Genomic DNA, 23,415 nt, shown 5'->3' on the forward strand with positions numbered 1-23,415 from the left:
GTACTTATGCCGGATGGCGGCTTTGCCTTATCCGGCCTACTGTTCGCATCCACGTAGGCCTGATAAGCGTAGCGCCATCAGGCAAACCGGGATAGATGACTGCGGGAACGACTTAATGACAATAAACAACCACTCCGGCGTACAGCTGCGTATTCGCGGCAAAGTACAGGGCGTCGGATTTCGCCCCTACGTCTGGCAACTGGCGCAGCGGTTACAACTGCATGGCGATGTGTGTAACGACGGTGACGGTGTGGTTGTGCGCTTACAGGAAGATCCAGCGGAATTTATTGCGCAGCTGCATCAACACTGCCCACCGCTGGCGCGCATTGACAGCGTTGAGAGCGAACCATTCGCCTGGACGCAGCAGCCTGCCGATTTCTCGATTCGTCAAAGTGCTGGCGGCACGATGAATACGCAAATTGTTCCGGACGCCGCGACCTGTCACGAATGCCTTGTTGAAATGAACACCCCCGGCGAGCGCCGCTATCGTTACCCCTTTATCAACTGCACCCACTGTGGTCCGCGTTTTACGATTATCCGCGCCATGCCCTACGATCGTCCGTTTACCGTAATGGCGTCATTCCCACTCTGCGCGCAATGTGACAAAGAGTATCGCGATCCGTACGACCGTCGCTTCCACGCCCAGCCAGTGGCTTGTCCGGCATGCGGCCCTCATCTGGAGTGGTTCTGTGCGGGTGAGCGAGCGGAGAAAGAAGTGGCGCTGCAGGCGGCGGTATCGCGGCTGAAAGCAGGCGGTATTGTGGCGGTTAAAGGCATTGGTGGGTTTCATCTGGTGTGCGATGCGCGAAATGATAACGCCGTAGCGCTACTCAGGCTGCGCAAACACCGTCCGGCGAAACCTCTGGCAGTGATGCTGCCCTCTGATGAAGGATTGCCTGAACCCGCTCGTCGTTTGCTGACTACCCCTGCTGCGCCGATCGTGCTGGTGCAGAAACGCTATGTCGCTGCATTGAGCGAGAGCATTGCGCCCGGGTTAACGGAGGTTGGCGTCATGCTGCCAGCGAATCCGTTACAGCATTTACTCTTACAAGAGATGAATTGTCCGCTGGTGATGACCTCTGGCAACCTCAGCGGCAGGCCTCCGGCCATTACCAACGCCCAGGCGCTGGAAGATTTACACGACATTGCCGACGGTTTCCTGCTGCATAATCGCGAAATTGTGCAGCGGATGGATGACTCCGTGGTGCGCGACAGTGGGGAAATGCTGCGTCGTTCCCGGGGTTACGTGCCGGATGCGGTAGCACTACCGCCGGGATTTCTCGACGTGCCGCCGATGCTGTGCTTAGGCGCGGATCTGAAAAATACTTTCTGTCTTGTGCGTGGCGAACAGGCGGTTATCAGCCAGCATTTGGGCGATCTCAGCGATGACGGCATTCAGCAACAGTGGCGTGATGCGCTACGCCTGATCCAGAACATTTATGACTTTACGCCGCAGCGTATCGTACATGACGCGCACCCTGGCTATGTTTCCAGCCAATGGGCCAGTGAAATGGAGCTGCCAACTGAAACGGTGCTGCATCACCATGCGCATGCCGCTGCGTGTCTTGCGGAGCACGGCTGGCCGCTAGACGGTGGCGACGTGATTGCTCTGACGCTAGACGGTATCGGCATGGGGGAAAACGGCGCGTTGTGGGGGGGAGAGTGTTTGCGGGTCAACTATCGTGAATGCGAACACCTTGGCGGCTTACCGGCGGTAGCGCTGGCAGGTGGCGATCTGGCGGCAAAACAGCCGTGGCGTAACCTGCTCGCGCAGTGCCTGCGTTTTGTTCCTGACTGGCCGCGTTATCCGGAAACATCAGCGCTGCAACATCAAAACTGGAACGTGCTGGCGCGCGCTATTGAACGGGGAATTAACGCTCCGTTGGCTTCATCGTGCGGACGACTGTTTGATGCCGTTGCCGCCGCGTTGCAATGTGCACCGGAATCGTTGAGTTATGAGGGTGAAGCGGCCTGCGCGCTTGAGGCGATGGCATCGCAATGTGATGGTGTTGATCACCCAGTCACGGTGCCGCTTGATGACACTCAGCTGGACTTAGCGGTTTTTTGGCAACAATGGCTGAACTGGCAGGCCAAACCAGCAGAAAGGGCATGGGCGTTTCACGACGCGCTGGCGTGTGGGTTTGCCACTCTGATGCGAAAGCAGGCCGAAGCGCGCGGGATTAAGACGCTAGTATTCAGTGGTGGCGTGATGCATAACCGCTTATTGTCGGCCCGTCTGGCGTTTTATCTGCGTGATTTTACCTTACTGTTCCCGCAGCGTTTACCGGCGGGCGACGGCGGGTTGTCATTGGGGCAGGGCGTGATTGCCGCGGCGCGAGCGTTGGCGCAAAAATAAAAAAAGCCCCGGGACTGGCGGGGCAAGAAAAACATGTCGGGGCATACCGACAAGTGGCAACGCACATCCATGTGCGTGAGGTTAATAAATTAGTAGCAGCGTTGCCGGGCAAAGTCGTAGGCCGGAGGCGCCATTCGGCATCCCAGACTTACACAGGCAACGTTTTCAGTAGCGCAAAGGCCTCTTTCATGCGGTCTTCACTGACGACAAACGCACACAGCTGGCCTTCGTCGTTCATCCCTCTGGCGACCATTCCCTGCGCTTCGGCGGCGATGTGCCAGTTCAGATCGCGGCGCTGGGTTTCCCCGGCCAAATGCAGAGGCAATTCTGGCGTTTTGACTTTTACCAGCATGGCTGGCAGTTTCAATGGCGCATTGCCGCCGAGCAGGTTTTTCGCCAGATACATGGCACTCAGCTGAATCGGCTGCAGGAACGGGAGCACCTGACCGTTAATCTCCGCACAGTCGCCGAGAGCATAAATGTCCGGGTGGCTGGTTTGCAGGTAGCTATCGACGCAGACACCACGATTGATGTTCAATCCGGCGCGACGCGCCAGTGCGGTCTCCGGGCGTAAGCCGGTGGCGGCGATCACCGCATCGACTTCCACGCTGCGGCTACGATCGAGCGTGGCACGAATACCTGACGCCGTTTTCTCTAGCCCCTGAAGCTGTGATTTCAGCAGCAGGTGTACGCCCATATCGGTCAGACGATGCTGTAAGCGACTGCTGACTTCCGGCGGCATCAGCGAAGCCAGAATGCTGGCGGCGTTGTCGATAAGCGTTACCGCTTTACCGGCACGGCAGAAATCCATCGCCAGTTCACTGCCAATCAAGCCGCCGCCGACAATCAGTACCCGCTGGGCGTCACGCAGCTGTGTTTCACAAGCGCGATACTCTTGTTGGCTGTTCAATGTGAGCATTAACTCACGTCCGGTAACCGGCGGTACAAAGGCTGAAGCGCCCGTCGCCAGCACCAGCTTGTCGTACTGCCACTGCTGATCCTGGCTTTTCACTACGTGGGCATCAGCATCGATGTCGGTTACCCAGGTGTGCGGGAACAGGCGCAAATTAAACTGTTCGGCAAACTCCCCCGCCGACTGGCGGGTGAGGTCGTCTGCACGCTGTGACTGACTGATAACATGGCTGAGATCGGGCTTGTTGTACTCATCCATGCTGTCCGCAGCAATCAAGGTCAGCGGGACATTTGCATCCTGCTTACGGATATTTTTGACTAACTGGCGGGCGGCGAAGCCCGAACCAATAATGACAATTCCGCGGCTCATTTTGCCTCCGTTGCCAGGACGTCGAATACGTCTTTACCTAATGAACATTCTGGACACAGGAAGTTATCCGGCACGTCGCTCCACGGTGTACCCGGCGCGACATCCTGCAGCGGTTCACCTTTTGCTGGGTCGTAAATCCACTGGCACACGCTGCACTGCATGCTAGGGCCAAGATCGGCGGCAGCCGCAGCGGCGCAAGCGCACTCTTCTTCTTTGGAAGCTGTTTTCACGGTTGCTTCCGGCAGTGGAGCAAGCGCCCACTGACGCGCGATTTCACGGCCGTGCTGGCGGCACAGTTCCAGTGCATCCAGGTCCGGACGCCATTTCGCCTTCAGGCTCAGTGACATTTCGAAACCAGCATCTTGCAAACGCGTGGACAAACGGTCTACTGCACCGCCGCTCCAGCCGTGTGAGCCAAAGGCGCTGGCGCGTTTGTTACGAAAACGCAGGCCGGTCATCTCTTCCACCAAACCGGCGATTTTTGGCATCATCACGTTGTTCATCGTCGAAGTACCGACCAGCACGCCTTTAGAGCGGAATACGTTAGTCAGAACTTCGTTCTTATCGCTACGGGCGACGTTAAAGATTTTCACCGCCACGTTCGGGTCAACTTCGTTGATGCCCTGGGCAATGGCGTCGGCCATCATGCGAGTGTTGTTGGACATGGTGTCGTAGAAAATGGTGATGCGGTCTTCCTGGTAATCCGCTGCCCATTTCAGGTACATTTCCACGATTTGCGTCGGGTTGTCGCGCCATACCACGCCGTGGGAAGTCGCAATCATATCGACAGGCAGGTTAAAGCCGAGGATCTCAGTAATTTTCGGTGTAACCAGACGGCTGAACGGCGTCAGAATATTGGCGTAGTAACGCTGGCACTGTTCGAACAGTTCGGTTTGGTCAACTTCATCGTTAAACAGACGTTCGTCGCAGTAGTGCTGACCGAAGGCGTCGTTACTGAACAGTACCGCGTCGCCGGTCATGTAGGTCATCATGCTGTCAGGCCAGTGCAGCATTGGCGTTTCAACGAAGATCAGCTGTTTGCCGTTACCAATGTCCAGTGAATCACCGGTTTTCACCACGTTGAAATTCCACTCCGGGTGATGGTGATGCCCGTTGATAGAGTCAATGGCGTTGGCTGTGCAGTAAATCGGCGTATCCGGGATGCAGGACATCAGCTCGGTCAGCGCCCCGGCATGGTCTTCTTCCGCGTGGTTAATGATGATGTAGTCGATATCCGCGAGGTCAATTTCACTGCGCAGGTTCTGCACGAATTCACGGCTAAACTTGTGGTCTACTGTATCGATCAGGACATTTTTTTCTTCACGGATGAGATAACTGTTGTAGCTGCTGCCGCGCAGCGTTTTGTATTCAGTCCCGTGGAAATCACGAACTTCCCAGTCACGTTGGCCAACCCAATGAATGTTATTTTTAACCAGAATAGACATAGCAACCTCAGTAATTAATTCAGCGTTTTTCTAAAAAAGATGTTTTGCTTATTGCAGGTTGCGTGCCAACTTTTTATTTTGTTGATTTTAAAGGTTTTATTGTTTTCTGCTTATTAAGTGGTAGTCAAAATGACTATTCATTTTATTGTCAATATGACAATATGGATTGTCAAAATGACAATGAGGTAGTCATGAGCTTTTCCGTAGACGTGCTGGCGGGCATCGCCATTGAATTACAAAGCGGTATTGGGCATCAGGACCGTTTTCAACGCCTGATAACCACCTTGCGTCAGGTACTGGAGTGCGACGCGTCGGCATTGTTGCGCTATGAGTCGCGACAGTTTATTCCGCTGGCGATCGATGGGCTGGCGCAGGATGTTCTCGGCAGGCGCTTTACTCTGGAAGGGCATCCGCGTCTGGAGGCGATTGCCCGCGCCGGGGACGTGGTTCGTTTCCCTGCCGACAGCGATTTGCCAGACCCGTATGATGGTCTGATTCCGGGGCAGGAGAGTCTGAAAGTGCATGCCTGTATTGGGCTGCCGTTGTTCGCCGGTCAAAATTTGATTGGTGCGTTAACCCTGGATGGCATGGAGCCCGATCAGTTCGATGTTTTCAGCGATGAGGAGCTTAGGCTGATTGCCGCGCTGGCGGCGGGCGCGCTGAGCAATGCGCTGCTGATTGAACAACTGGAAAGCCAGAATATGCTGCCAGGCTCATCAACGGCTTTTGAGCAGGTGACGGAAACCCAGATGATTGGCCTGTCGCCCAATATGATGCAGTTGAAAAAAGAAATTGAGATTGTGGCGGGGTCCGATCTCAACGTGCTGATTAGCGGCGAAACAGGGACCGGGAAGGAGCTGGTGGCTAAAGCTATCCATGAAGGTTCGCCGCGCGCGGTGAATCCACTGGTGTATCTGAACTGTGCGGCGTTGCCGGAAACCGTAGCCGAAAGTGAGCTGTTTGGTCACGTAAAAGGCGCATTTACCGGGGCTATCAGCAATCGTAGCGGTAAGTTTGAAATGGCCGACAATGGGACGCTGTTTCTCGACGAGATAGGCGAACTCTCGCTGGCGCTACAGGCTAAGCTGCTGCGCGTATTGCAGTACGGCGATATTCAGCGCGTGGGTGACGATCGCAGCCTGCGCGTGGATGTGCGGGTGCTGGCGGCGACGAACCGTGATTTACGCGAAGAGGTGCTGGCCGGGAATTTCCGCGCGGATTTGTTCCACCGTCTGAGCGTCTTCCCCCTTTCTGTACCGCCTCTTCGCGAGCGCGGCGAAGATGTGGTGCTGCTGGCCGGCTATTTTTGCGAGCAATGCCGACTGCGGCTGGGTCTTTCCCGCGTGGTGCTAAGCCCCGGCGCGCGTAGTCATCTGCTGAATTACGGCTGGCCTGGAAATGTGCGCGAGCTGGAACATGCCATTCACCGGGCGGTTGTTCTGGCAAGGGCTACCAGGGCAGGTGATGAAGTGGTGCTGGAGACGCAGCATTTTGCCCTGCAGGACGAAGGTCCGGCTTCGCAGGCGGCGGAAGTTGTTGCGGAGATCCCGCAACATCACAATCTGCGTGAAGCAACAGAGTCGTTCCAGCGGGAGATGATCCGCCGGGCATTGGTGCAAAATAATCACAGTTGGGCGGCAAGTGCGCGGGCGCTGGAAACAGACGTCGCCAACCTGCACCGGCTGGCGAAACGTCTGGGTCTGAAGGATTAGATAATACCGGCCTGATAAAAATCCTGCAGGTTGATAGCACCGGTGAGTTTACCGTTTTCATCGACCACCGGTGCGGCAGTGATTTTACGCTTCATCAGGATCTCTTTGGCGTCAATCGCGCGGCTCTGCGCCTGTAGCGTAATGCCATTCTTAGTCATTGCTTCGCTCACCTGGGTGGTGAGCGCTCCGCCGCCAACCAGCCAGCGGCGCAGGTCGCCGTCGGTAAAGACCCCTTTCACCAGTGACTGGTCGTCGCAGACCGCGACCAGGCCAAGACCCGTGCGGCTGAGTTCCAGCATCGCGTCCATCACGCTGGTGGTGAGCTTCACCTGAGGTATGGCATCGTCACGGCGCATCAGATGATGCACTTTATTCAACAGACGAGCGCCCAGCGCACCTGCCGGATGTGAGCGGGCAAAATCTTCTTCGTTAAAGCCGCGCGCCTGCATTACGGCGATCGCCAGCGCGTCGCCCATCATCAACGTATTCACGGTGCTGGACGTCGGTGCCAGGCGCATCGGACAGGCTTCGCGCTCAACGGAAATATCCAGCACGGCTTTGGCGGCCAGGCCCAACGGTGAGGTCGGTTTTCCGGTCATTGCCAGCAGCGCGACGGATTTGTCTTCCAGGCGTGGGATGATGAGATCCAGCTCTTTCGCGCCGCCGGAGTAGGAGATAAACAGCATGACATCGCGGCTTTCAATCATCCCTAAGTCACCGTGCAGCGCTTCCGCCGGATGCACAAAAAAGGCGGGCGTGCCGGTACTGGCGAGGGTCGCCGCAATTTTTTTGCCAATATGACCTGATTTACCAATACCGGAGACAATGACTTTGCCTTCACAGTGGATAATCGTATTGGCGGCGCGGACAAAATCATCGCCCAGGCGTTCTGGCAGTCGGCTGGCTTCCTGTAGTTCCAGCATTAACGTCTGACGGCCCGCGTTCAGTAGTGCATCACTCATTGGTTTCTCCGGTTATGATCACTTCAATCCCTTTTGCTTCCAGCGCCTGACGAAACGCAGGGTCGATGCCCGCATCGGTAATCAGCTTGTCGACGCTTTCCAGACTGCATACAACATTAGGGCTTTTGCGCCCAAATTTTGACGAGTCAGCCATCAGAATCACTTCGCGAGCGGCATTGCACATCGCTTTACTGACGCTAAACACCTCATTAAAGGTGGTCACGCCGGCATTGAGGTCAATGCCGTCGGTGCCCATGAAGAGTTTATCAAAGCTGAACTGCTCAAAGGCGTTTTCTGCCAGCTGACCGTGAAATGACGCAGATTTTTTGCGAAAGGTCCCGCCGGGCATCAGGATAGTTTGCTCGTTGTCCAGCTCCGAAAGGGCGTTAACAATGTGCAGACTGTTGGTCATGACGGTGATGTTGCTAAAGCGCGTGAGCATCGGCACCATCTGCAGTACGGTGCTACCCGCATCCAGAATAATAGAGTCGCCATCGTGTATAAAACGGACGGCGGCTTCGGCAATCTGCTCTTTTTTATGCGTATTGATTAGCGTTTTGTGATCGATTGGCGGGTCGGATTCGTCTTTATTTAATACTACGCCGCCATAGGTACGAATGACGGTTCCGGCATTTTCCAGAATGACCAGGTCTTTGCGAATGGTCGTGCCGGTCGTGTCAAAGTAGTGGGCCAGTTCTTCAACCGAGCATTTTCCCTGCTTTTGCAGATGCTCCAGTATGGCAGCCTGACGCTGACGAGGTTTCATAGGCGTGATTACCCTGACTTAATAGGTTGCAAAATGATAATTTCGCAAGCTATTAGCATTCACAACGAAATTACCCATGTTTCAGTTTAAGCGCCAATGATAGTGCATTCTGCGCTAATGGATCATGGGGAAAGATCACATCAGGCTGTAAATCATCAAGATGTTTGCCCATTATTGTGGCAATTTTGCCGGGTCTGGCGAATACCGTAAGACCTTTCATAAACAACGTATCGGTAACCCGTTGCTGCTCATCCAGCGCAATGGCTACCACCACGCGCGGTTTAAAACGCCCACCGGAGCGACCAACACCAACCCGACCTTGCTGGCAGAGTTGATCAAACGCCCGGTTAAAGCGGGATATTTGCCAGCCACCAAGCGCCAGTTGCAGGCACCAGGCGATAGCGGCGACGGTAATCAGTGCGGAAACCATTATGTACTCCTTTGATTTTGCCGGATAAGCGCAGCCGCCATCCGGCAATTCAACATTAAAACATCACCTGACCGCCGGTCACGTTGATGGACTGCCCGGTGCAGTAAGAGGCTTTTGGACTGGCGTAAAACAGCAGCATGTTCAGTACGTCCTGATAATCGCAGCCGCGTTTAAGCGGAACCTTATCAATGTAGTACTGCTCCACTTCGTCTGGCTTAAGGCCCAGCTTGGTCGCATATTGCGGCAATAACGACTGAAACATCGGTGATTTCAGCAGATTACCGAGCATCAACGAATGCACGGTAATCCCGTATTCCGCCAGATCCAGCGCCAGCGACTGGGTTAGGCCCACGCCGCCAAATTTTGCCGCGCTATAACCTGAGTTGTGTTTACTGCCCACTTTCCCTGATTTGGAGTTGATCTGGATAATGCGTCCCTGCACGCCATCGCGGATCATCAGGCGTGAAAATTCACGTGCACAGAGGAAGTAGCCGACCAGATTGACCTGCAGCGAGCGGTCGAAATCCCCAAGCTGAAAGTCGCTGATAAACGCGGCTTTAGCGATACCCGCGCTGTAAACCAGCAGATCGACACGACCGAATATTTCATCCACTCCGCGCGACAGCGCCAGCACGCTCTGTTCGCTGGTGGCATCTGCGCCAAAACCGTACGCGGTACCTTCGCCAAACTCGGCGTTAATTTCTTGCGCGACGTTGGCAGCTTTATCGCTTTGAATATCCACCACCGCGACGCGGTATCCTTCTGTCGCAAGCCCACGGCAAAGGAATGCCCCCAGGGTCTGGCCTCCACCAATGACAACGGCAACCTGATTCATTTTTATCTCCTTCAATCTTAAGCAACAAACTTCAAAATACAGCCCGGGGCGATACCGTCCGGGACGGGGCCCGCAACGTGTACAGTGCCGGGGAATTCCGCTTCGCTCTGCCCGTCAAAGCGCAGGGTTATATGCCCGAGTTCACGTAAGTTTTGTTCCGCAACGCTGCCAACGGCGGTGACCGGGTAGTGGTGCTGGCCCAGTTCAAACTGGATCCCGGCTTGCAAAGAGCCGTTCAGCTCCCCGTGGCAATGGATGAAACAAAACTCTTCGATATCCGCTGGCGCGCCTTCACGAAAGGTAATCAGCATCTGGTCGCACAGTGCATCCGGGGCGCTCTGGCCGATACGGGTAATGGTGGTTTGATAAATTACGGTCATTTTTGAGTGCCCCTTATTGGTAAATAAAGCCAGAAACAAACCAGGCGATGAGAACGGTAGGCGCGCCGGTCAGAAAACGGCTCACCAGTACGGATGGCACGCCGACGCGGACCGTGTCCTGACGCGCTTCGGCCAGCGACAACCCAACCGGAATAAAGTCACATGCAGCCTGGGCGTTAATGGCGAACAGGGCAGGTAGCGCCAGATGCGGAGGAATGTTCCCCAGACCAATCTGTACACCGATCAGCACGCCGATAACCTGGGCGATAACCGCACCGGGGCCGAGGAAAGGCGACAGCAGCGGGAAAGAGCAGATCAGCGCCAGAGTAACCAGTCCCAACGGATGGCTGGCCAGCGGCGCGAGTCCATGGGCAATCCAGTCTCCCAGACCCGAAGCCATAATGATGCCGATCAGTGCCGAGACGAACGCCATAAATGGCAGAATAGTTTTCAGGACGGTATCGATGGTGTCGCGCCCGGACTGGAACAGAACCGCAACGGCTGAACCCATGCCCATTCCCACTTTTGCCAACAGGCCATCGCTTTGTTCGGTAATCTTTTTACTGGTGTCGTAATCGCGACCGATAGTGCTGCTGGCTGGTTGCGGCGCAGCGGATGCCTCCCCGACAATCGTGATGTTTTCTTCTTTCACGCCAGAGACATAGATATCTTCGACAATGTACTGAGCCAGCGGGCCGGATTTACCCGTAGCGTGAATATTCACTGTCGGTATTCTGCGTTTGGGGTAGATCCCACAGCGCAGCGTGCCGCCGCAGTCGATGATCGCCACACCAATTTCGCTCTCCGGTGGCTCGCCTTCTTTGAAGCCATCAACGGCCTGCCAACCGGTCAGGCTTGCTATCTTGTCGACTATTGCGGGGCGAGTTCCTGCGGTGATATAGACAATTTTCTTGCCCGGAACGGCATCCAGTTCAAGGGGGCCGCCCCAGCCGCCGGTGCCTTTTTCAATACGAATACGCGTCATGATGTTGCTCCCGCCAGATGCACCTTCTGCTCAAGTTGAATGCCCATTTTTTTCTCGAAGATAGTGGTGGTGAAATCGGTCACCCAGCCACGGAAGAAGTTAGTCACCAAACCGACCAGTAAATAGCTCACCGCCAGTGGGCCAAGCGGAAGCCCCAGCGTGGTCAGGCCGCTGGCGATCCCCAGATAGACAAACAGTTCGCCGGGGTTGATGTGCGGGAATAAGCCGTTCATGGAATGGCAACTGTAAGAGGCGGCGGCGTAGTAGCTGGGCTTGTATTTTTCTGGCATAAAGCGGCCCAGGCTCAGCGTCATTGGGTTACAAAACACAAATGTGCCGATGCACGGCAGCAGCAGATAGCGGGACAGCGGGTTTCCGGCGCAGCGCTGGGCAAAACGTTCAATGCGCTGCTGACCGATAAAGTTAATTAGCGCATTCATGATGACCAGCAGACTGATCAGCAGAGGCAGAATACCGGTTACCATGCCGGTAAAGACCTCTCCGCCTTTCTGGAACAACCCGATAAACCACTCAGCACCGAGTGTGATGGTGTCGATCATTATTCTCTCCTGTAGGGTTTTTAGTTATCTTGCCAAACGGTGGTTGATTTTAATCACATTGAAAGATTTGAAAGTGTTATTTTGATCTCAAATTGAAAGGTAAATATTTTAATTTGAAAGTTATTGCGTGAAAGATCGCAAATGTGATGGTCAGAGATGATAGGGGATGTAAATTCTGTGAAGGAGAGCGACTACCGCTTCCTTGTATGGCGGAGGATGCTTTACCATACTTCTCCCAGGCTGAATTTGTTTAATGGATGTCTCATGTTCAAGCGTCGTTATGTAGCGTTACTCCCCCTTTTCGTACTGCTCGCTGCCTGTAGCAGCAAACCTAAACCTTCAGAGACTCAAACGACTACGGGTGCGCCATCCGGCGGCTTCCTGCTTGAGCCACAGCATAACGTCATGCAAACGGGCGGTGATTTTGCCAATAATCCAAACGCGCAGCAGTTCATCGAGAAAATGGTGAACAAGCACGGTTTTGACCGCCAGCAGCTGCAGGAGATCCTGTCGCAGGCCAAGCGTCTGGACTCGGTATTGCGTTTGATGGACCGCCAGGCACCGACGACTCAACCGCCAGCCGGTCCTAACGGCGCATGGCTGCGCTACCGCAAACAGTTCATCACACCTGACAACGTGCAAAATGGCGTAGCCTTCTGGAATCAATATGAAGATGCTCTGAACCGTGCGTGGCAGGTCTATGGTGTTCCGCCGGAAATTATCGTTGGCATTATCGGCGTTGAAACGCGTTGGGGCCGAGTGATGGGCAAAACCCGTATTCTGGATGCGCTGGCGACGCTGTCGTTTAACTATCCTCGTCGTGCGGAATACTTCTCTGGTGAACTGGAAACCTTCCTGCTGATGGCGCGAGATGAAAGCGACGATCCGCTCGATTTGAAAGGTTCTTTTGCCGGCGCGATGGGTTACGGCCAGTTTATGCCGTCTTCCTATAAACAATATGCCGTTGATTTTAATGGTGATGGCCACATTAACCTGTGGGATCCGGTTGATGCCATCGGTAGCGTGGCGAACTATTTCAAGGGCCACGGCTGGGTGAAAGGCGATACGGTCGCGGTTCCGGCAAATGGTCAGGCACCAGGGCTGGCGAACGGCTTTAAAACCCAGTACAGCATTTCTCAGCTTGCTGCCGCGGGTCTGACGCCACAGCAGTCGTTGGGTAATCATCAGCAGGCCAGCCTGCTGCGCCTGGATATTGGTACCGGCTATCAGTACTGGTATGGATTGCCGAACTTCTACACCATCACCCGCTACAACCACAGTACCCACTACGCGATGGCCGTGTGGCAACTGGGTCAGGCGGTCGCGCTGGCGCGCGTGCAGTAATCGCTCCACCGGCCTACAGGACGATATCGCTTGTAGGCCGGATAAGATGCCCTGACATCGTCATCCGGCAGGTCTTATTTCTGCAACGGAGCAATTTTTGGAATCCCCCTCGTAAAACGTTCTCTCCATCCCCACATTGGTTATGAAAGTGCTATCTTGTCCGGCATATTTTTTAACTGACAGAGGCTGAAATGACTGACAGTGAACTGATGCAGTTAAGCGAGCAGGTTGGCCTGGCGCTGAAAGCGCGTGGGGCGACCGTTACGACGGCGGAATCCTGCACCGGCGGCTGGGTGGCCAAAGCGATTACGGATATTGCCGGAAGCTCCGCCTGGTTTGAACGCGGGTTTGTGACCTACAGCAACGAAGCCAAAGCACAGATGATTGGCGTGCGCGAAGAGACGTTGGCCCAGCATGGGGCGGTGAGCGAGCCTGTGGTGGTGGAGATGGCAATTGGCGCGCTAAAAGCTGCCCGCGCGCATTTCGCGGTCTCGATCAGCGGTATTGCCGGGCCGGATGGCGGCAGTGAAGAAAAGCCCGTGGGTACCGTATGGTTCGCCTTTGCCAGCGCGAACGGCGAGGGGATTACCCGCCGGGAATGCTTCAGCGGCGATCGCGACGCGGTACGTCGACAGGCGACCGTCTACGCGTTACAAACCCTGTGGCAACAATTTCTACAAAATACTTGATACTGTATGAGCATACAGTATAATTGCCTCAACAGAACATTATCTATCACGTTTCGCGGTTTAACCCGAAAGCGGCATGACAGGAGTAATTAATGGCTATCGACGAAAACAAACAGAAAGCGTTGGCGGCAGCGCTGGGTCAGATCGAAAAGCAATTCGGTAAAGGCTCCATCATGCGCCTGGGTGAAGACCGTTCCATGGATGTGGAAACTATCTCCACCGGTTCGCTTTCTCTGGATATCGCATTGGGCGCGGGCGGTTTGCCAATGGGCCGTATCGTCGAAATCTACGGGCCTGAATCCTCCGGTAAAACAACGCTGACCCTGCAGGTTATTGCCGCTGCGCAGCGTGAAGGTAAAACCTGTGCATTTATCGATGCGGAACACGCGCTGGATCCGGTCTATGCCCGTAAGCTTGGCGTTGATATCGACAACCTGCTGTGTTCTCAGCCGGATACCGGTGAACAAGCGCTGGAAATCTGTGATGCGCTGGCGCGCTCCGGTGCGGTTGACGTTATCGTTGTCGACTCCGTTGCCGCATTGACGCCGAAGGCAGAAATCGAAGGCGAGATTGGCGACTCTCACATGGGCCTTGCGGCGCGTATGATGAGCCAGGCGATGCGTAAGCTGGCCGGTAACCTGAAGCAGTCCAACACGCTGCTGATTTTCATCAACCAGATCCGTATGAAGATTGGCGTTATGTTCGGTAACCCGGAAACCACCACCGGTGGTAACGCCCTGAAATTCTATGCGTCTGTTCGTCTGGATATCCGTCGTATTGGCGCGGTGAAAGAAGGCGACAATGTGGTCGGCAGCGAAACTCGCGTTAAGGTTGTGAAAAACAAAATTGCAGCGCCGTTCAAACAGGCTGAATTCCAGATCCTTTACGGTGAAGGCATCAACTTCTACGGCGAACTGGTTGACCTGGGCGTGAAAGAGAAGCTGATTGAAAAAGCCGGTGCATGGTACAGCTACAACGGTGAGAAAATCGGTCAGGGTAAAGCGAATGCGACCAACTGGCTGAAAGAGAACCCGGCAACTGCGAAAGAAATTGAGAAGAAATTACGTGAGTTACTGCTCAATAACCAGGATTCAACGCCAGATTTCTCCGTTGATGACAGCGGCGAAGACGTAAAAGAAACGAACGAAGATTTCTGATAATCTGTTTTGAATCGCATGTTGTGAATCACATATAGTAAAGGGCTGCATATCATGCAGCCCTTTTTCATTTCTGAAGGCTTACTATGACAGAAGCAACTTCCCGCCGTTCTGCTTATTCCCGACTGCTTGACCGCGCCGTACGTATTCTGGCGATGCGCGACCACAGCGAGCAGGAACTGCGGCGCAAGCTGGCCGCTCCGGTGATGGGGAAAAATGGACCAGAAGAAATTGATGCCACGCCGGAGGATTACGACAAGGTCATCGCCTGGTGTATTGAAAGTCGTTATCTGGATGATGATCGTTTCGTGCGGCAGTTTATCGCCAGCCGTAGCCGCAAAGGTTATGGACCAGCCCGAGTGCGCCAGGAATTAAACCAAAAAGGGATCGCACGTGAAGCTATCGAGCGGGCCATGCGTGAGTGCGAAGTTGACTGGGCAGTGCTTGCACGCGAGCAGGCCATTCGGAAGTACGGTGAACCTTTACCTGTCGATTTTTCAGATAAGATAAAGGTCCAGCGTTTTTTGCTCTATCGCGGCTATCTGATGGAAGATATTCAGGCAATATGGCGAAATTTTGACGATTGACCGCATACGGGATTTTACTTCCCAGTAAAGAAAACTTATCTTATTCCCACTTTTCGATTGCCAGAGGCGCAGTTTGCGTGCCGATGCTGGTAATGACATTTCGTTAGCTTGATTTCTTCAGGATAATTATGAGCAAGAGCACCGCTGAGATCCGTCAGGCGTTTCTCGATTTTTTCCATAGTAAAGGACACCAGGTAGTTGCCAGCAGCTCCCTGGTACCGAACAATGACCCTACTTTGTTGTTTACCAACGCCGGGATGAACCAGTTCAAGGATGTTTTCCTTGGCCTCGACAAGCGTAATTATTCCCGCGCAACCACCTCGCAGCGTTGTGTACGTGCGGGCGGTAAGCACAATGACCTGGAAAACGTCGGTTACACTGCACGTCACCACACTTTCTTCGAAATGCTGGGCAACTTCAGCTTCGGCGATTACTTCAAACACGACGCTATTCAATATGCATGGGAACTACTGACTGGTGAAAACTGGTTTGCCCTGCCAAAAGAGCGTCTGTGGGTAACCGTCTATGAAACTGACGATGAAGCCTATGAAATCTGGGAAAAAGAAGTCGGTATTCCGCGCGAACGTATCATCCGTATCGGTGATAACAAAGGTGCGGCTTATGCTTCAGACAACTTCTGGCAGATGGGTGATACCGGTCCTTGCGGTCCATGCACAGAAATTTTCTACGACCACGGCGACCATATCTGGGGTGGACCTCCGGGAAGCGCAGAAGAAGATGGGGATCGCTACATTGAGATCTGGAACATCGTCTTCATGCAGTTCAACCGTCAGGCTGACGGCACCATGGAACCGCTGCCGAAACCGTCCGTGGATACCGGTATGGGTCTGGAGCGTATTGCGGCCGTGCTGCAACACGTTAACTCCAACTATGAAATCGACCTGTTCCGCTCATTGATCGAATCCGTGGCGAAAGTCACTGGCGCAACCGATCTGAGCAACAAGTCTCTGCGCGTTATTGCCGACCATATCCGTTCCTGTGCATTCCTGATTGCCGATGGCGTTGTCCCGTCGAATGAAAACCGTGGCTATGTGCTGCGCCGTATCATTCGTCGCGCGGTACGTCATGGCAACATGCTGGGCGCGAAGGATACCTTCTTCTACAAGCTGGTTGGTCCGTTGGTGGACGTCATGGGCTCTGCAGGTGAAGAACTGAAGCGTCAGCAGGCTATGGTTGAACAGGTTCTGAAAACCGAAGAAGAGCAGTTTGCGCGTACTCTGGAGCGTGGTCTGGCGCTGCTGGACGAAGAACTGGCAAAACTGTCTGGCGATACGCTGGATGGCGAAACCGCATTCCGTCTGTATGACACCTACGGTTTCCCGGTTGACCTGACGGCAGACGTTTGCCGCGAGCGTAACATTAAGGTTGATGAAGCGGGCTTTGAAGCTGCAATGGAAGAACAGCGCCGTCGTGCGCGTGAAGCCAGCGGCTTCGGCGCAGACTACAATGCGATGATTCGCGTTGATGGCGCCTCTGAATTTAAAGGCTACGAGCACCTGGAACTGAACGGCAAAGTGACTGCGCTGTTTGTTGATGGTAAAGCGGTAGACGCAATTAACGCAGGTCAGGATGCCGTTGTCGTACTGGATCAGACGCCGTTCTATGCGGAATCTGGTGGTCAGGTTGGCGACAAGGGTGAGCTGAAAGGCGCAGGCTTCGCGTTTGCCGTTAGCGACACGCAGAAATATGGCCAGGCCATTGGTCACATCGGCAAGTTGTCTGCGGGTTCTCTGAAAATTGGTGATGCGGTACAGGCTGATGTGGATGAAGCCCGTCGTGCGCGTATTCGTTTGAACCACTCCGCAACGCACCTGATGCACGCGGCGCTGCGCCAGGTTCTGGGCACGCATGTGGCGCAGAAAGGCTCGTTGGTTAACGATAAACTGCTGCGCTTCGACTTCTCTCATACCGAAGCTATGAAGCATGCTGAAATCCGTGCCGTTGAAGATCTGGTGAACGCGCAAATCCGTCGCAACTTGCCGATTGAAACGAACATCATGGATCTCGAAGCGGCAAAAGCCAAAGGCGCAATGGCACTGTTTGGCGAGAAATATGACGACCATGTGCGCGTTCTGAGCATGGGGGATTTCTCTACCGAACTGTGTGGCGGTACTCACGCCAGCCGTACAGGTGATATCGGTCTGTTCCGCATTGTGTCCGAGTCAGGTACTGCGGCAGGCGTTCGTCGTATTGAAGCCGTAACCGGTGAAGGTGCTATCCAAACCGTGCATGCTGAGAGCGATCGCTTAAGCGATATTGCGCAGCTGCTGAAAGGCGATAGCCAGAATATTGGTGACAAAGTTCGTTCCGTGCTGGAGCGTACACGTCAACTGGAAAAAGAATTGCAGCAATTGAAGGAACAGGCTGCGGCGCAGGAGAGTGCAAATCTTTCCAGCAAAGCGGTTGATATCAACGGCGTGAAGCTGCTGGTCAGCGAACTCGCGGACGTTGAGCCGAAAATGTTGCGTACCATGGTTGATGATCTGAAAAATCAACTGGGGTCTACCGTTATCGTTCTGGCAACGGTAGTGGAAGGTAAGGTTTCTCTGATTGCGGGTGTGTCTAAGGACGTGACAGATCGCGTGAAAGCAGGGGAACTGGTTGGAATGGTCGCTCAGCAGGTCGGCGGCAAGGGTGGCGGTCGTCCGGACATGGCGCAAGCCGGTGGTACGGATGCAGCGGCTCTGCCTGCAGCGTTAGCCAGTGTGAAAGGCTGGGTCAGCGCAAAACTGTAATAATTATAAGCGTAAGTCGACGCTGCGGACTTCAATCCGCAGCGTTTGTATCAACGCTATCGACAACGATAAAGTCAGGTTGAAGTTGTGTATATCGGCTAAACTTAGGTTTAACAGAATGTGATGCCGTGACTGCTTACACTTAGGTGTTTGTCATCGCTTACTTTTTGGCGTTATATGATGGATAATGCCGGGATACAGAGAGACCCGACTCTTTTAATCTTTCAAGGAGCAAAGAATGCTGATTCTGACTCGTCGAGTTGGTGAGACCCTCATGATAGGCGATGAGGTCACCGTGACAGTTTTAGGGGTGAAGGGCAACCAGGTGCGCATTGGCGTAAACGCCCCGAAAGAAGTTTCTGTCCATCGTGAAGAGATCTACCAGCGTATCCAGGCTGAAAAATCCCAGCAGTCCAGTTACTAAGGTTTTCGCGTCTCACCTCTCTGGTGAGGCGCAACCTGATTGAGTGACCCTTTTTCTTCTCTTTTCTTCTTCGTCTTCCCCATTTTTCCGATTCCACTGCGCGTAATGCCTTTTCCTGCGAAGTTTCCGTTTGCTCACTCCTTCAGGAAATTGCCAATTTATCTGTTGATAAAACACTCTTTTTGCCGTTTTTGCAGACTAATTGCGCGTGAAATGTGCAAACGATAAAAGCTCTGGAAAAATTGTTTGACTTATAAGTCCCAGAAAGTAATATGTGCGCCACGCAGCGACGATGAGCAGAAACAAGTTCTTCGAAGCACTCGCAAGAGGCGTGTTGGTGAGGTGGCCGAGAGGCTGAAGGCGCTCCCCTGCTAAGGGAGTATGCGGTCAAAAGCTGCATCCGGGGTTCGAATCCCCGCCTCACCGCCATTTGCATCCGTAGCTCAGCTGGATAGAGTACTCGGCTACGAACCGAGCGGTCGGAGGTTCGAATCCTCCCGGATGCACCAATATTAATTGATAGCGCTTTAGCAGCGACATCAAATCTGCAGTAAAGTAAGTTTCCCTGATGCATCCGTAGCTCAGCTGGATAGAGTACTCGGCTACGAACCGAGCGGTCGGAGGTTCGAATCCTCCCGGATGCACCATCTCTTACTTGATATCGCTTATCACGATATCAATATCGGCAGTAAAGCAAGTTTCCCGATGCATCCGTAGCTCAGCTGGATAGAGTACTCGGCTACGAACCGAGCGGTCGGAGGTTCGAATCCTCCCGGATGCACCATATTACTTGATAGCGCTTTAGCAGCGGCATCAAATCTGCAGTAAAGTAAGTTTCCCTGATGCATCCGTAGCTCAGCTGGATAGAGTACTCGGCTACGAACCGAGCGGTCGGAGGTTCGAATCCTCCCGGATGCACCATCTTCTCCCAAATAACAGCTAAACTGTTTTTTCATGGTCTGCGAGATAATTGTCAGCACCATCTCCCCCTCCAAATCATTTCCACATATTCTCTGAACACTCCCTAATTCGCTGTCAGCGACAAAATCAATCAATTACGATAAAATAACGTCTGGTCATTCGGCTTGTGAGAAGACGATGTACGAACGTTATGCGGGTTTGATTTTTGATATGGATGGTACCATCCTGGATACCGAGCCTACGCATCGTAAGGCGTGGCATGAGGTATTGGGGCATTATGGACTACGGTTTGATGAACATGCCATGGTCGCCCTCAATGGCTCCCCAACGTGGCGTATTGCGCAGTCGGTAATTGAATTAAACCATGCCGATCTTGATCCTCATGCACTGGCACGTGAAAAAACCGACAAGGTAAGAAGCATGCTGCTGGATAGCGTCCAGCCTTTGCCGTTGGTTGATGTCGTGAAAGCCTGGTATGGTCGACGTCCTATGTCGGTAGGTACGGGTAGTGAAAGCGCAATTGCAGAAGCGCTGCTCGCTCACCTTGGTCTGCGTCGCTATTTTGATGCTGTAGTCGCAGCCGATCACGTACAACACCATAAACCGGCTCCTGATACGTTTTTGCTTTGTGCCGAACGTATGGGGGTTGTTCCAGCTCGTTGCGTCGTGTTTGAAGATGCCGATTTTGGAATACAGGCGGCGCATGCCGCGGGAATGGATGCCGTGGATGTCCGGTTATTGTGAGTGATGGGCTGTCGCTCCTGTCACTGTTTGCCAGCAGTTTTCTCAGTGCCACGCTATTACCCGGCAATTCTGAAGTTGTTCTGGTTGCTTTGTTGGTTTCCGGGGTCAGTCATCCCTGGGGCTTAGTCTTAACAGCAACAATGGGTAATAGCCTTGGAGGGTTAACTAACGTTATCCTTGGGCGTTTCTTTCCATTGCGTAAAACATCGCGCTGGCAAGAAAAAGCCACTGGCTGGCTGCGGCGCTATGGCGCTGTCACACTATTATTAAGCTGGATGCCGGTTGTGGGGGATTTGCTGTGCCTGTTAGCCGGGTGGATGCGCATCTCGTGGGGCCCAGTTCTCTTTTTCTTATGCCTTGGCAAGGCGTTGCGCTATGTTGTTGTCGCAGCGGTTACGACGCAAGGCATTATGTGGTGGCACTAATTGTGTTGTGGGATAGCCTTCAGGGTAACCAATACCATTATGCTAATTAAAACGATTTTGACAGGCGGGAGGTCAATTTGATCCCGGACGTATCACAGGCGCTGGCCTGGCTGGAAAACCATCCTCAGGCGTTAAAGGGGATTCAACGTGGTCTGGAGCGCGAAACGCTGCGTGTTAATGCAGATGGGTCATTAGCAACGACAGGCCATCCTGAGGTGTTAGGCTCAGCGCTAACGCATAAGTGGATAACCACTGACTTTGCCGAAGCATTGCTGGAGTTCATTACTCCACCGGGTGACGATATTGAGAAAATGCTCACGTTCATGCGCGACTTACATCGTTATACCGCCAGAAACCTTGGCGACGAGCGTATGTGGCCGTTGAGCATGCCTTGCTATATTGCCGAAGGTCAGGATATCGAACTGGCGCAGTATGGTTCGTCGAATACCGGTCGCCTGAAGACGCTGTACCGTGAAGGCCTCAAAAACCGCTACGGCGCGTTGATGCAGACAATCTCGGGCGTACACTACAACTTCTCACTGCCTATGGCTTTCTGGCAGGCGAAATGCGGTGTAACCGAAGGTGAGGATGCCAAAGAGAAGATCTCCGCGGGCTACTTCCGTCTGATCCGCAACTACTACCGTTTTGGTTGGGTGATCCCGTATTTGTTTGGTGCCTCTCCGGCCATTTGTTCCTCATTCCTGCAAGGAAAACCGACAACTCTGCCGTTTGAAAAAACCGACTGTGGGATGTATTACCTGCCGTACGCAACGTCGCTGCGCCTGAGTGACTTGGGCTATACCAATAAGTCGCAAAGCAATCTCGGAATTACGTTTAACGATTTGCATGAGTATGTGGCAGGATTAAAGCGCGCGATTAAGACGCCTTCCGAGGAGTACGCGGCGATCGGTCTGGAGAAAGACGGTAAGCGTCTGCAAATCAACAGCAACGTTCTGCAGATTGAAAATGAGCTGTATGCGCCTATTCGCCCGAAACGCGTCACTCGTCGTGGAGAAACGCCATCAGATGCGCTTCTGCGTGGCGGTATCGAGTACATCGAAGTACGCTCGCTGGATATCAACCCGTTCTCGCCTATCGGCGTGGACGAGCAGCAGGTGCGCTTCCTCGATCTGTTTATGGTCTGGTGTGCGCTGGCTGATGCCCCGGAAATGAGTAGCGATGAATTGCTGTGTACGCGTAAAAACTGGAATCGCGTGATTCTCGAAGGGCGTAAGCCTGGGCTGACGTTAGGTATTGGCTGTGAAACAGCCCAGTTCCCGCTGCCTAAGGTTGGGAAAGATTTGTTCCGCGATCTGAAACGCGTGGCACAAACGCTGGACAGCATCGATGGGGGAGAGGAGTATCAGAAGGTCTGTGATGAACTGGTTGCCTGTTTTGACAATCCTGAACTGACTTTCTCTGCCCGGATCCTACGGTCTATGATTGATGAAGGCATTGGCGGCACGGGCAAAGCGCTGGGTGAGGCTTACCGAAATCTGCTGCGTGAAGAGCCGTTAGAAATAGTGCAGGAAGCTGAATTTATTGCTGAAACCGAGGCTTCAAAGCGTCGTCAGCAGGAGATCGAAGCGGCTGATACTGAGCCGTTTAGTGTGTGGCTGGAAAAGCACGCTTGATACAAAAGAAAAAGGCCACTCGGGAGTGGCCAAAATTTCATCTCTGAAAACAGGGATGATGATAACAAATGCGCGTCTTTCATATACTCAGACTCGCCCCGGAACAAAGAGTTCAGATTATTTTTAAAAAATTTATCGGAGGTGGCTAAATGCCGTTGTTAGATAGTTTTACTGTCGATCACACCCGGATGGAAGCTCCCGCGGTCCGGGTTGCAAAAACGATGAACACCCCGCATGGCGACGCAATCACCGTGTTTGATCTGCGTTTCTGCATTCCGAACAAAGAAGTGATGCCTGAGAAAGGTATCCATACGCTGGAACACCTGTTTGCAGGTTTTATGCGTAACCACCTTAACGGTAACGGCGTTGAGATTATCGATATCTCTCCGATGGGATGCCGTACCGGCTTCTACATGAGCCTGATTGGTACGCCGGACGAACAGCGTGTAGCCGACGCGTGGAAAGCGGCAATGGCGGACGTGCTGAAAGTACAGGATCAGAACCAGATCCCGGAGCTGAACGTTTACCAGTGCGGTACGTATCAGATGCACTCTCTTAGCGAAGCACAGGATATCGCGCGTCATATTCTGGAGCGTGATGTACGCGTGAACAGCAATGAAGAGCTGGCGCTACCGAAAGAGAAACTGCAGGAACTGCATATTTAGTCTTATTGATTAGCTGTTCTAGTATTTATATTAACCCCGGTTTATGTCCGGGGTTTTTTATTTCTTAATATAATGTGTGCTTATTATATTTGCGGCGAGAATACATTTTAATTTAAGTGATGCCTGACCTGTCGAATAATAAAGTGTGATCTGGTAAACAGAAAGAGGCGGGTAATTAACGATGCCAGAGTGTATTGATCACATAAACTAAAAAACATAAATAATTAATAGAAAAACATAATGGAATGTGCCAGATATCCGGGTAATAACAAGACTCTTTTAAGGAAGGTGCGAATAAGCAGGTCATTTCTTCCCAAGCTGACTCGCTGATTAAAATTTCGCGGATCTGGGCCGAT

21 protein-coding genes, 5 tRNA genes and 1 pseudogene are annotated in these 23,415 nt (G+C 53.3%); 17 read left to right on the forward strand and 10 right to left on the reverse strand.

The features are described 5' to 3' along the window. Window positions 1-115: 115 nt before the first annotated feature. Window positions 116-2,356, forward strand: a complete 2,241-nt coding sequence (gene hypF, locus OGY18_RS20455) for a carbamoyltransferase HypF (RefSeq protein WP_286554199.1) — start codon at window positions 116-118, stop codon at window positions 2,354-2,356. Window positions 2,357-2,504: 148 nt separating this feature from the next. Here hypF and norW read toward each other — a convergent pair whose 3' ends face one another. Continuing rightward, the gene (gene norW, locus OGY18_RS20460) at window positions 2,505-3,638 is read right to left on the reverse strand and encodes an NADH:flavorubredoxin reductase NorW (RefSeq protein WP_048215690.1); all 1,134 of its coding nucleotides are present in this window, start codon (window positions 3,636-3,638) and stop codon (window positions 2,505-2,507) included. Further along, window positions 3,635-5,083, reverse strand: a complete 1,449-nt coding sequence (gene norV, locus OGY18_RS20465; RefSeq protein ID WP_149281325.1) for an anaerobic nitric oxide reductase flavorubredoxin — start codon at window positions 5,081-5,083, stop codon at window positions 3,635-3,637. Before norV ends, norW begins: the two co-directional genes overlap by 4 nt. A gap of 191 nt (window positions 5,084-5,274) precedes the next feature. Between norV and norR the strand changes: the two genes are divergently transcribed. After that, the gene (gene norR / locus OGY18_RS20470; protein ID WP_198579489.1) at window positions 5,275-6,795 is read left to right on the forward strand and encodes a nitric oxide reductase transcriptional regulator NorR; all 1,521 of its coding nucleotides are present in this window, start codon (window positions 5,275-5,277) and stop codon (window positions 6,793-6,795) included. On the opposite strand, the gene gutQ is transcribed toward norR, so the two are convergent. From gutQ to srlA, 7 genes are all read right to left on the reverse strand, one after another. Next, entirely contained in the window at window positions 6,792-7,757 is a 966-nt protein-coding gene (gene gutQ / locus OGY18_RS20475) for an arabinose-5-phosphate isomerase GutQ (protein WP_286554203.1), read from the reverse strand. The two genes, norR and gutQ, sit on opposite strands and share 4 nt — an antisense overlap. Next, entirely contained in the window at window positions 7,750-8,523 is a 774-nt protein-coding gene (gene srlR / locus OGY18_RS20480; protein WP_003037350.1) for a glucitol operon DNA-binding transcriptional repressor SrlR, read from the reverse strand. The genes gutQ and srlR overlap by 8 nt, the downstream gene beginning before the upstream one ends. 70 nt (window positions 8,524-8,593) lie before the next feature. Continuing rightward, complete coding sequence (gene gutM, locus OGY18_RS20485) at window positions 8,594-8,953, reverse strand: transcriptional regulator GutM (RefSeq protein ID WP_003825941.1); 360 nt, start codon at window positions 8,951-8,953, stop codon at window positions 8,594-8,596. A 55-nt stretch (window positions 8,954-9,008) separates the two neighbouring features. Further along, window positions 9,009-9,788 (reverse strand): sorbitol-6-phosphate dehydrogenase, encoded by a 780-nt coding sequence (gene srlD, locus OGY18_RS20490; RefSeq protein ID WP_003037345.1) that lies wholly within the window; start codon window positions 9,786-9,788, stop codon window positions 9,009-9,011. A gap of 17 nt (window positions 9,789-9,805) precedes the next feature. Beyond that, window positions 9,806-10,168 (reverse strand): PTS glucitol/sorbitol transporter subunit IIA, encoded by a 363-nt coding sequence (gene srlB / locus OGY18_RS20495; protein WP_063940974.1) that lies wholly within the window; start codon window positions 10,166-10,168, stop codon window positions 9,806-9,808. Between the two features lie 13 nt (window positions 10,169-10,181). Continuing rightward, window positions 10,182-11,153 carry a PTS glucitol/sorbitol transporter subunit IIB gene (gene srlE, locus OGY18_RS20500; protein ID WP_191234810.1) on the reverse strand — a complete coding sequence of 324 codons (972 nt, stop codon included), beginning with the start codon at window positions 11,151-11,153 and terminating at the stop codon, window positions 10,182-10,184. After that, window positions 11,150-11,713 carry a PTS glucitol/sorbitol transporter subunit IIC gene (srlA, locus tag OGY18_RS20505; protein WP_003037339.1) on the reverse strand — a complete coding sequence of 188 codons (564 nt, stop codon included), beginning with the start codon at window positions 11,711-11,713 and terminating at the stop codon, window positions 11,150-11,152. The genes srlE and srlA overlap by 4 nt, the downstream gene beginning before the upstream one ends. A gap of 264 nt (window positions 11,714-11,977) precedes the next feature. On the opposite strand from srlA, the gene mltB reads away from it, so the two are divergent. From mltB to luxS, 15 genes are all read left to right on the forward strand, one after another. Then, entirely contained in the window at window positions 11,978-13,057 is a 1,080-nt protein-coding gene (gene mltB, locus OGY18_RS20510) for a lytic murein transglycosylase B (RefSeq protein ID WP_003037336.1), read from the forward strand. Window positions 13,058-13,248: 191 nt separating this feature from the next. Continuing rightward, entirely contained in the window at window positions 13,249-13,746 is a 498-nt protein-coding gene (gene pncC, locus OGY18_RS20515) for a nicotinamide-nucleotide amidase (protein WP_148361563.1), read from the forward strand. Between the two features lie 92 nt (window positions 13,747-13,838). Then, complete coding sequence (gene recA / locus OGY18_RS20520) at window positions 13,839-14,903, forward strand: recombinase RecA (protein WP_003037330.1); 1,065 nt, start codon at window positions 13,839-13,841, stop codon at window positions 14,901-14,903. 86 nt (window positions 14,904-14,989) lie between these two features. Next, entirely contained in the window at window positions 14,990-15,490 is a 501-nt protein-coding gene (gene recX, locus OGY18_RS20525; RefSeq protein ID WP_003825957.1) for a recombination regulator RecX, read from the forward strand. A gap of 128 nt (window positions 15,491-15,618) precedes the next feature. Then, window positions 15,619-18,246: an alanine--tRNA ligase gene (gene alaS / locus OGY18_RS20530; RefSeq protein ID WP_286554205.1), complete on the forward strand. Its 2,628-nt coding sequence runs from the start codon at window positions 15,619-15,621 to the stop codon at window positions 18,244-18,246. Between the two features lie 238 nt (window positions 18,247-18,484). After that, window positions 18,485-18,670: a carbon storage regulator CsrA gene (csrA, locus tag OGY18_RS20535; RefSeq protein ID WP_000906486.1), complete on the forward strand. Its 186-nt coding sequence runs from the start codon at window positions 18,485-18,487 to the stop codon at window positions 18,668-18,670. A 336-nt stretch (window positions 18,671-19,006) separates the two neighbouring features. After that, window positions 19,007-19,099, forward strand: a tRNA-Ser gene (locus tag OGY18_RS20540). 3 nt (window positions 19,100-19,102) lie between these two features. Then, window positions 19,103-19,179 (forward strand) — tRNA-Arg (locus OGY18_RS20545). 61 nt (window positions 19,180-19,240) lie between these two features. Beyond that, a tRNA-Arg gene (locus OGY18_RS20550) sits at window positions 19,241-19,317 on the forward strand. Between the two features lie 60 nt (window positions 19,318-19,377). Continuing rightward, window positions 19,378-19,454 (forward strand) — tRNA-Arg (locus OGY18_RS20555). Window positions 19,455-19,514: 60 nt separating this feature from the next. Then, window positions 19,515-19,591: transfer RNA gene (locus OGY18_RS20560), tRNA-Arg, on the forward strand. Between the two features lie 177 nt (window positions 19,592-19,768). Further along, on the forward strand, window positions 19,769-20,335 hold the full coding sequence (yqaB, locus tag OGY18_RS20565) for a fructose-1-phosphate/6-phosphogluconate phosphatase (RefSeq protein ID WP_079938774.1): 567 nt from the start codon (window positions 19,769-19,771) through the stop codon (window positions 20,333-20,335). Next, on the forward strand, window positions 20,332-20,760 hold the full coding sequence (locus OGY18_RS20570; protein ID WP_286554206.1) for a YqaA family protein: 429 nt from the start codon (window positions 20,332-20,334) through the stop codon (window positions 20,758-20,760). The genes yqaB and OGY18_RS20570 overlap by 4 nt, the downstream gene beginning before the upstream one ends. A 77-nt stretch (window positions 20,761-20,837) precedes the next feature. Continuing rightward, window positions 20,838-22,394: a glutamate--cysteine ligase gene (gene gshA / locus OGY18_RS20575; RefSeq protein WP_008785615.1), complete on the forward strand. Its 1,557-nt coding sequence runs from the start codon at window positions 20,838-20,840 to the stop codon at window positions 22,392-22,394. A 149-nt stretch (window positions 22,395-22,543) separates the two neighbouring features. Further along, entirely contained in the window at window positions 22,544-23,059 is a 516-nt protein-coding gene (luxS, locus tag OGY18_RS20580) for an S-ribosylhomocysteine lyase (RefSeq protein ID WP_003037312.1), read from the forward strand. A gap of 175 nt (window positions 23,060-23,234) precedes the next feature. On the opposite strand, the pseudogene OGY18_RS20585 reads toward luxS, so the two are convergent. Beyond that, a pseudogene (locus OGY18_RS20585) lies at window positions 23,235-23,415 on the reverse strand (hypothetical protein); the annotation flags it as partial.

The sequence above is a fragment of the Citrobacter sp. Cpo142 genome, from assembly GCF_030332425.1.
Taxonomy (GTDB): domain Bacteria; phylum Pseudomonadota; class Gammaproteobacteria; order Enterobacterales; family Enterobacteriaceae; genus Citrobacter; species Citrobacter portucalensis.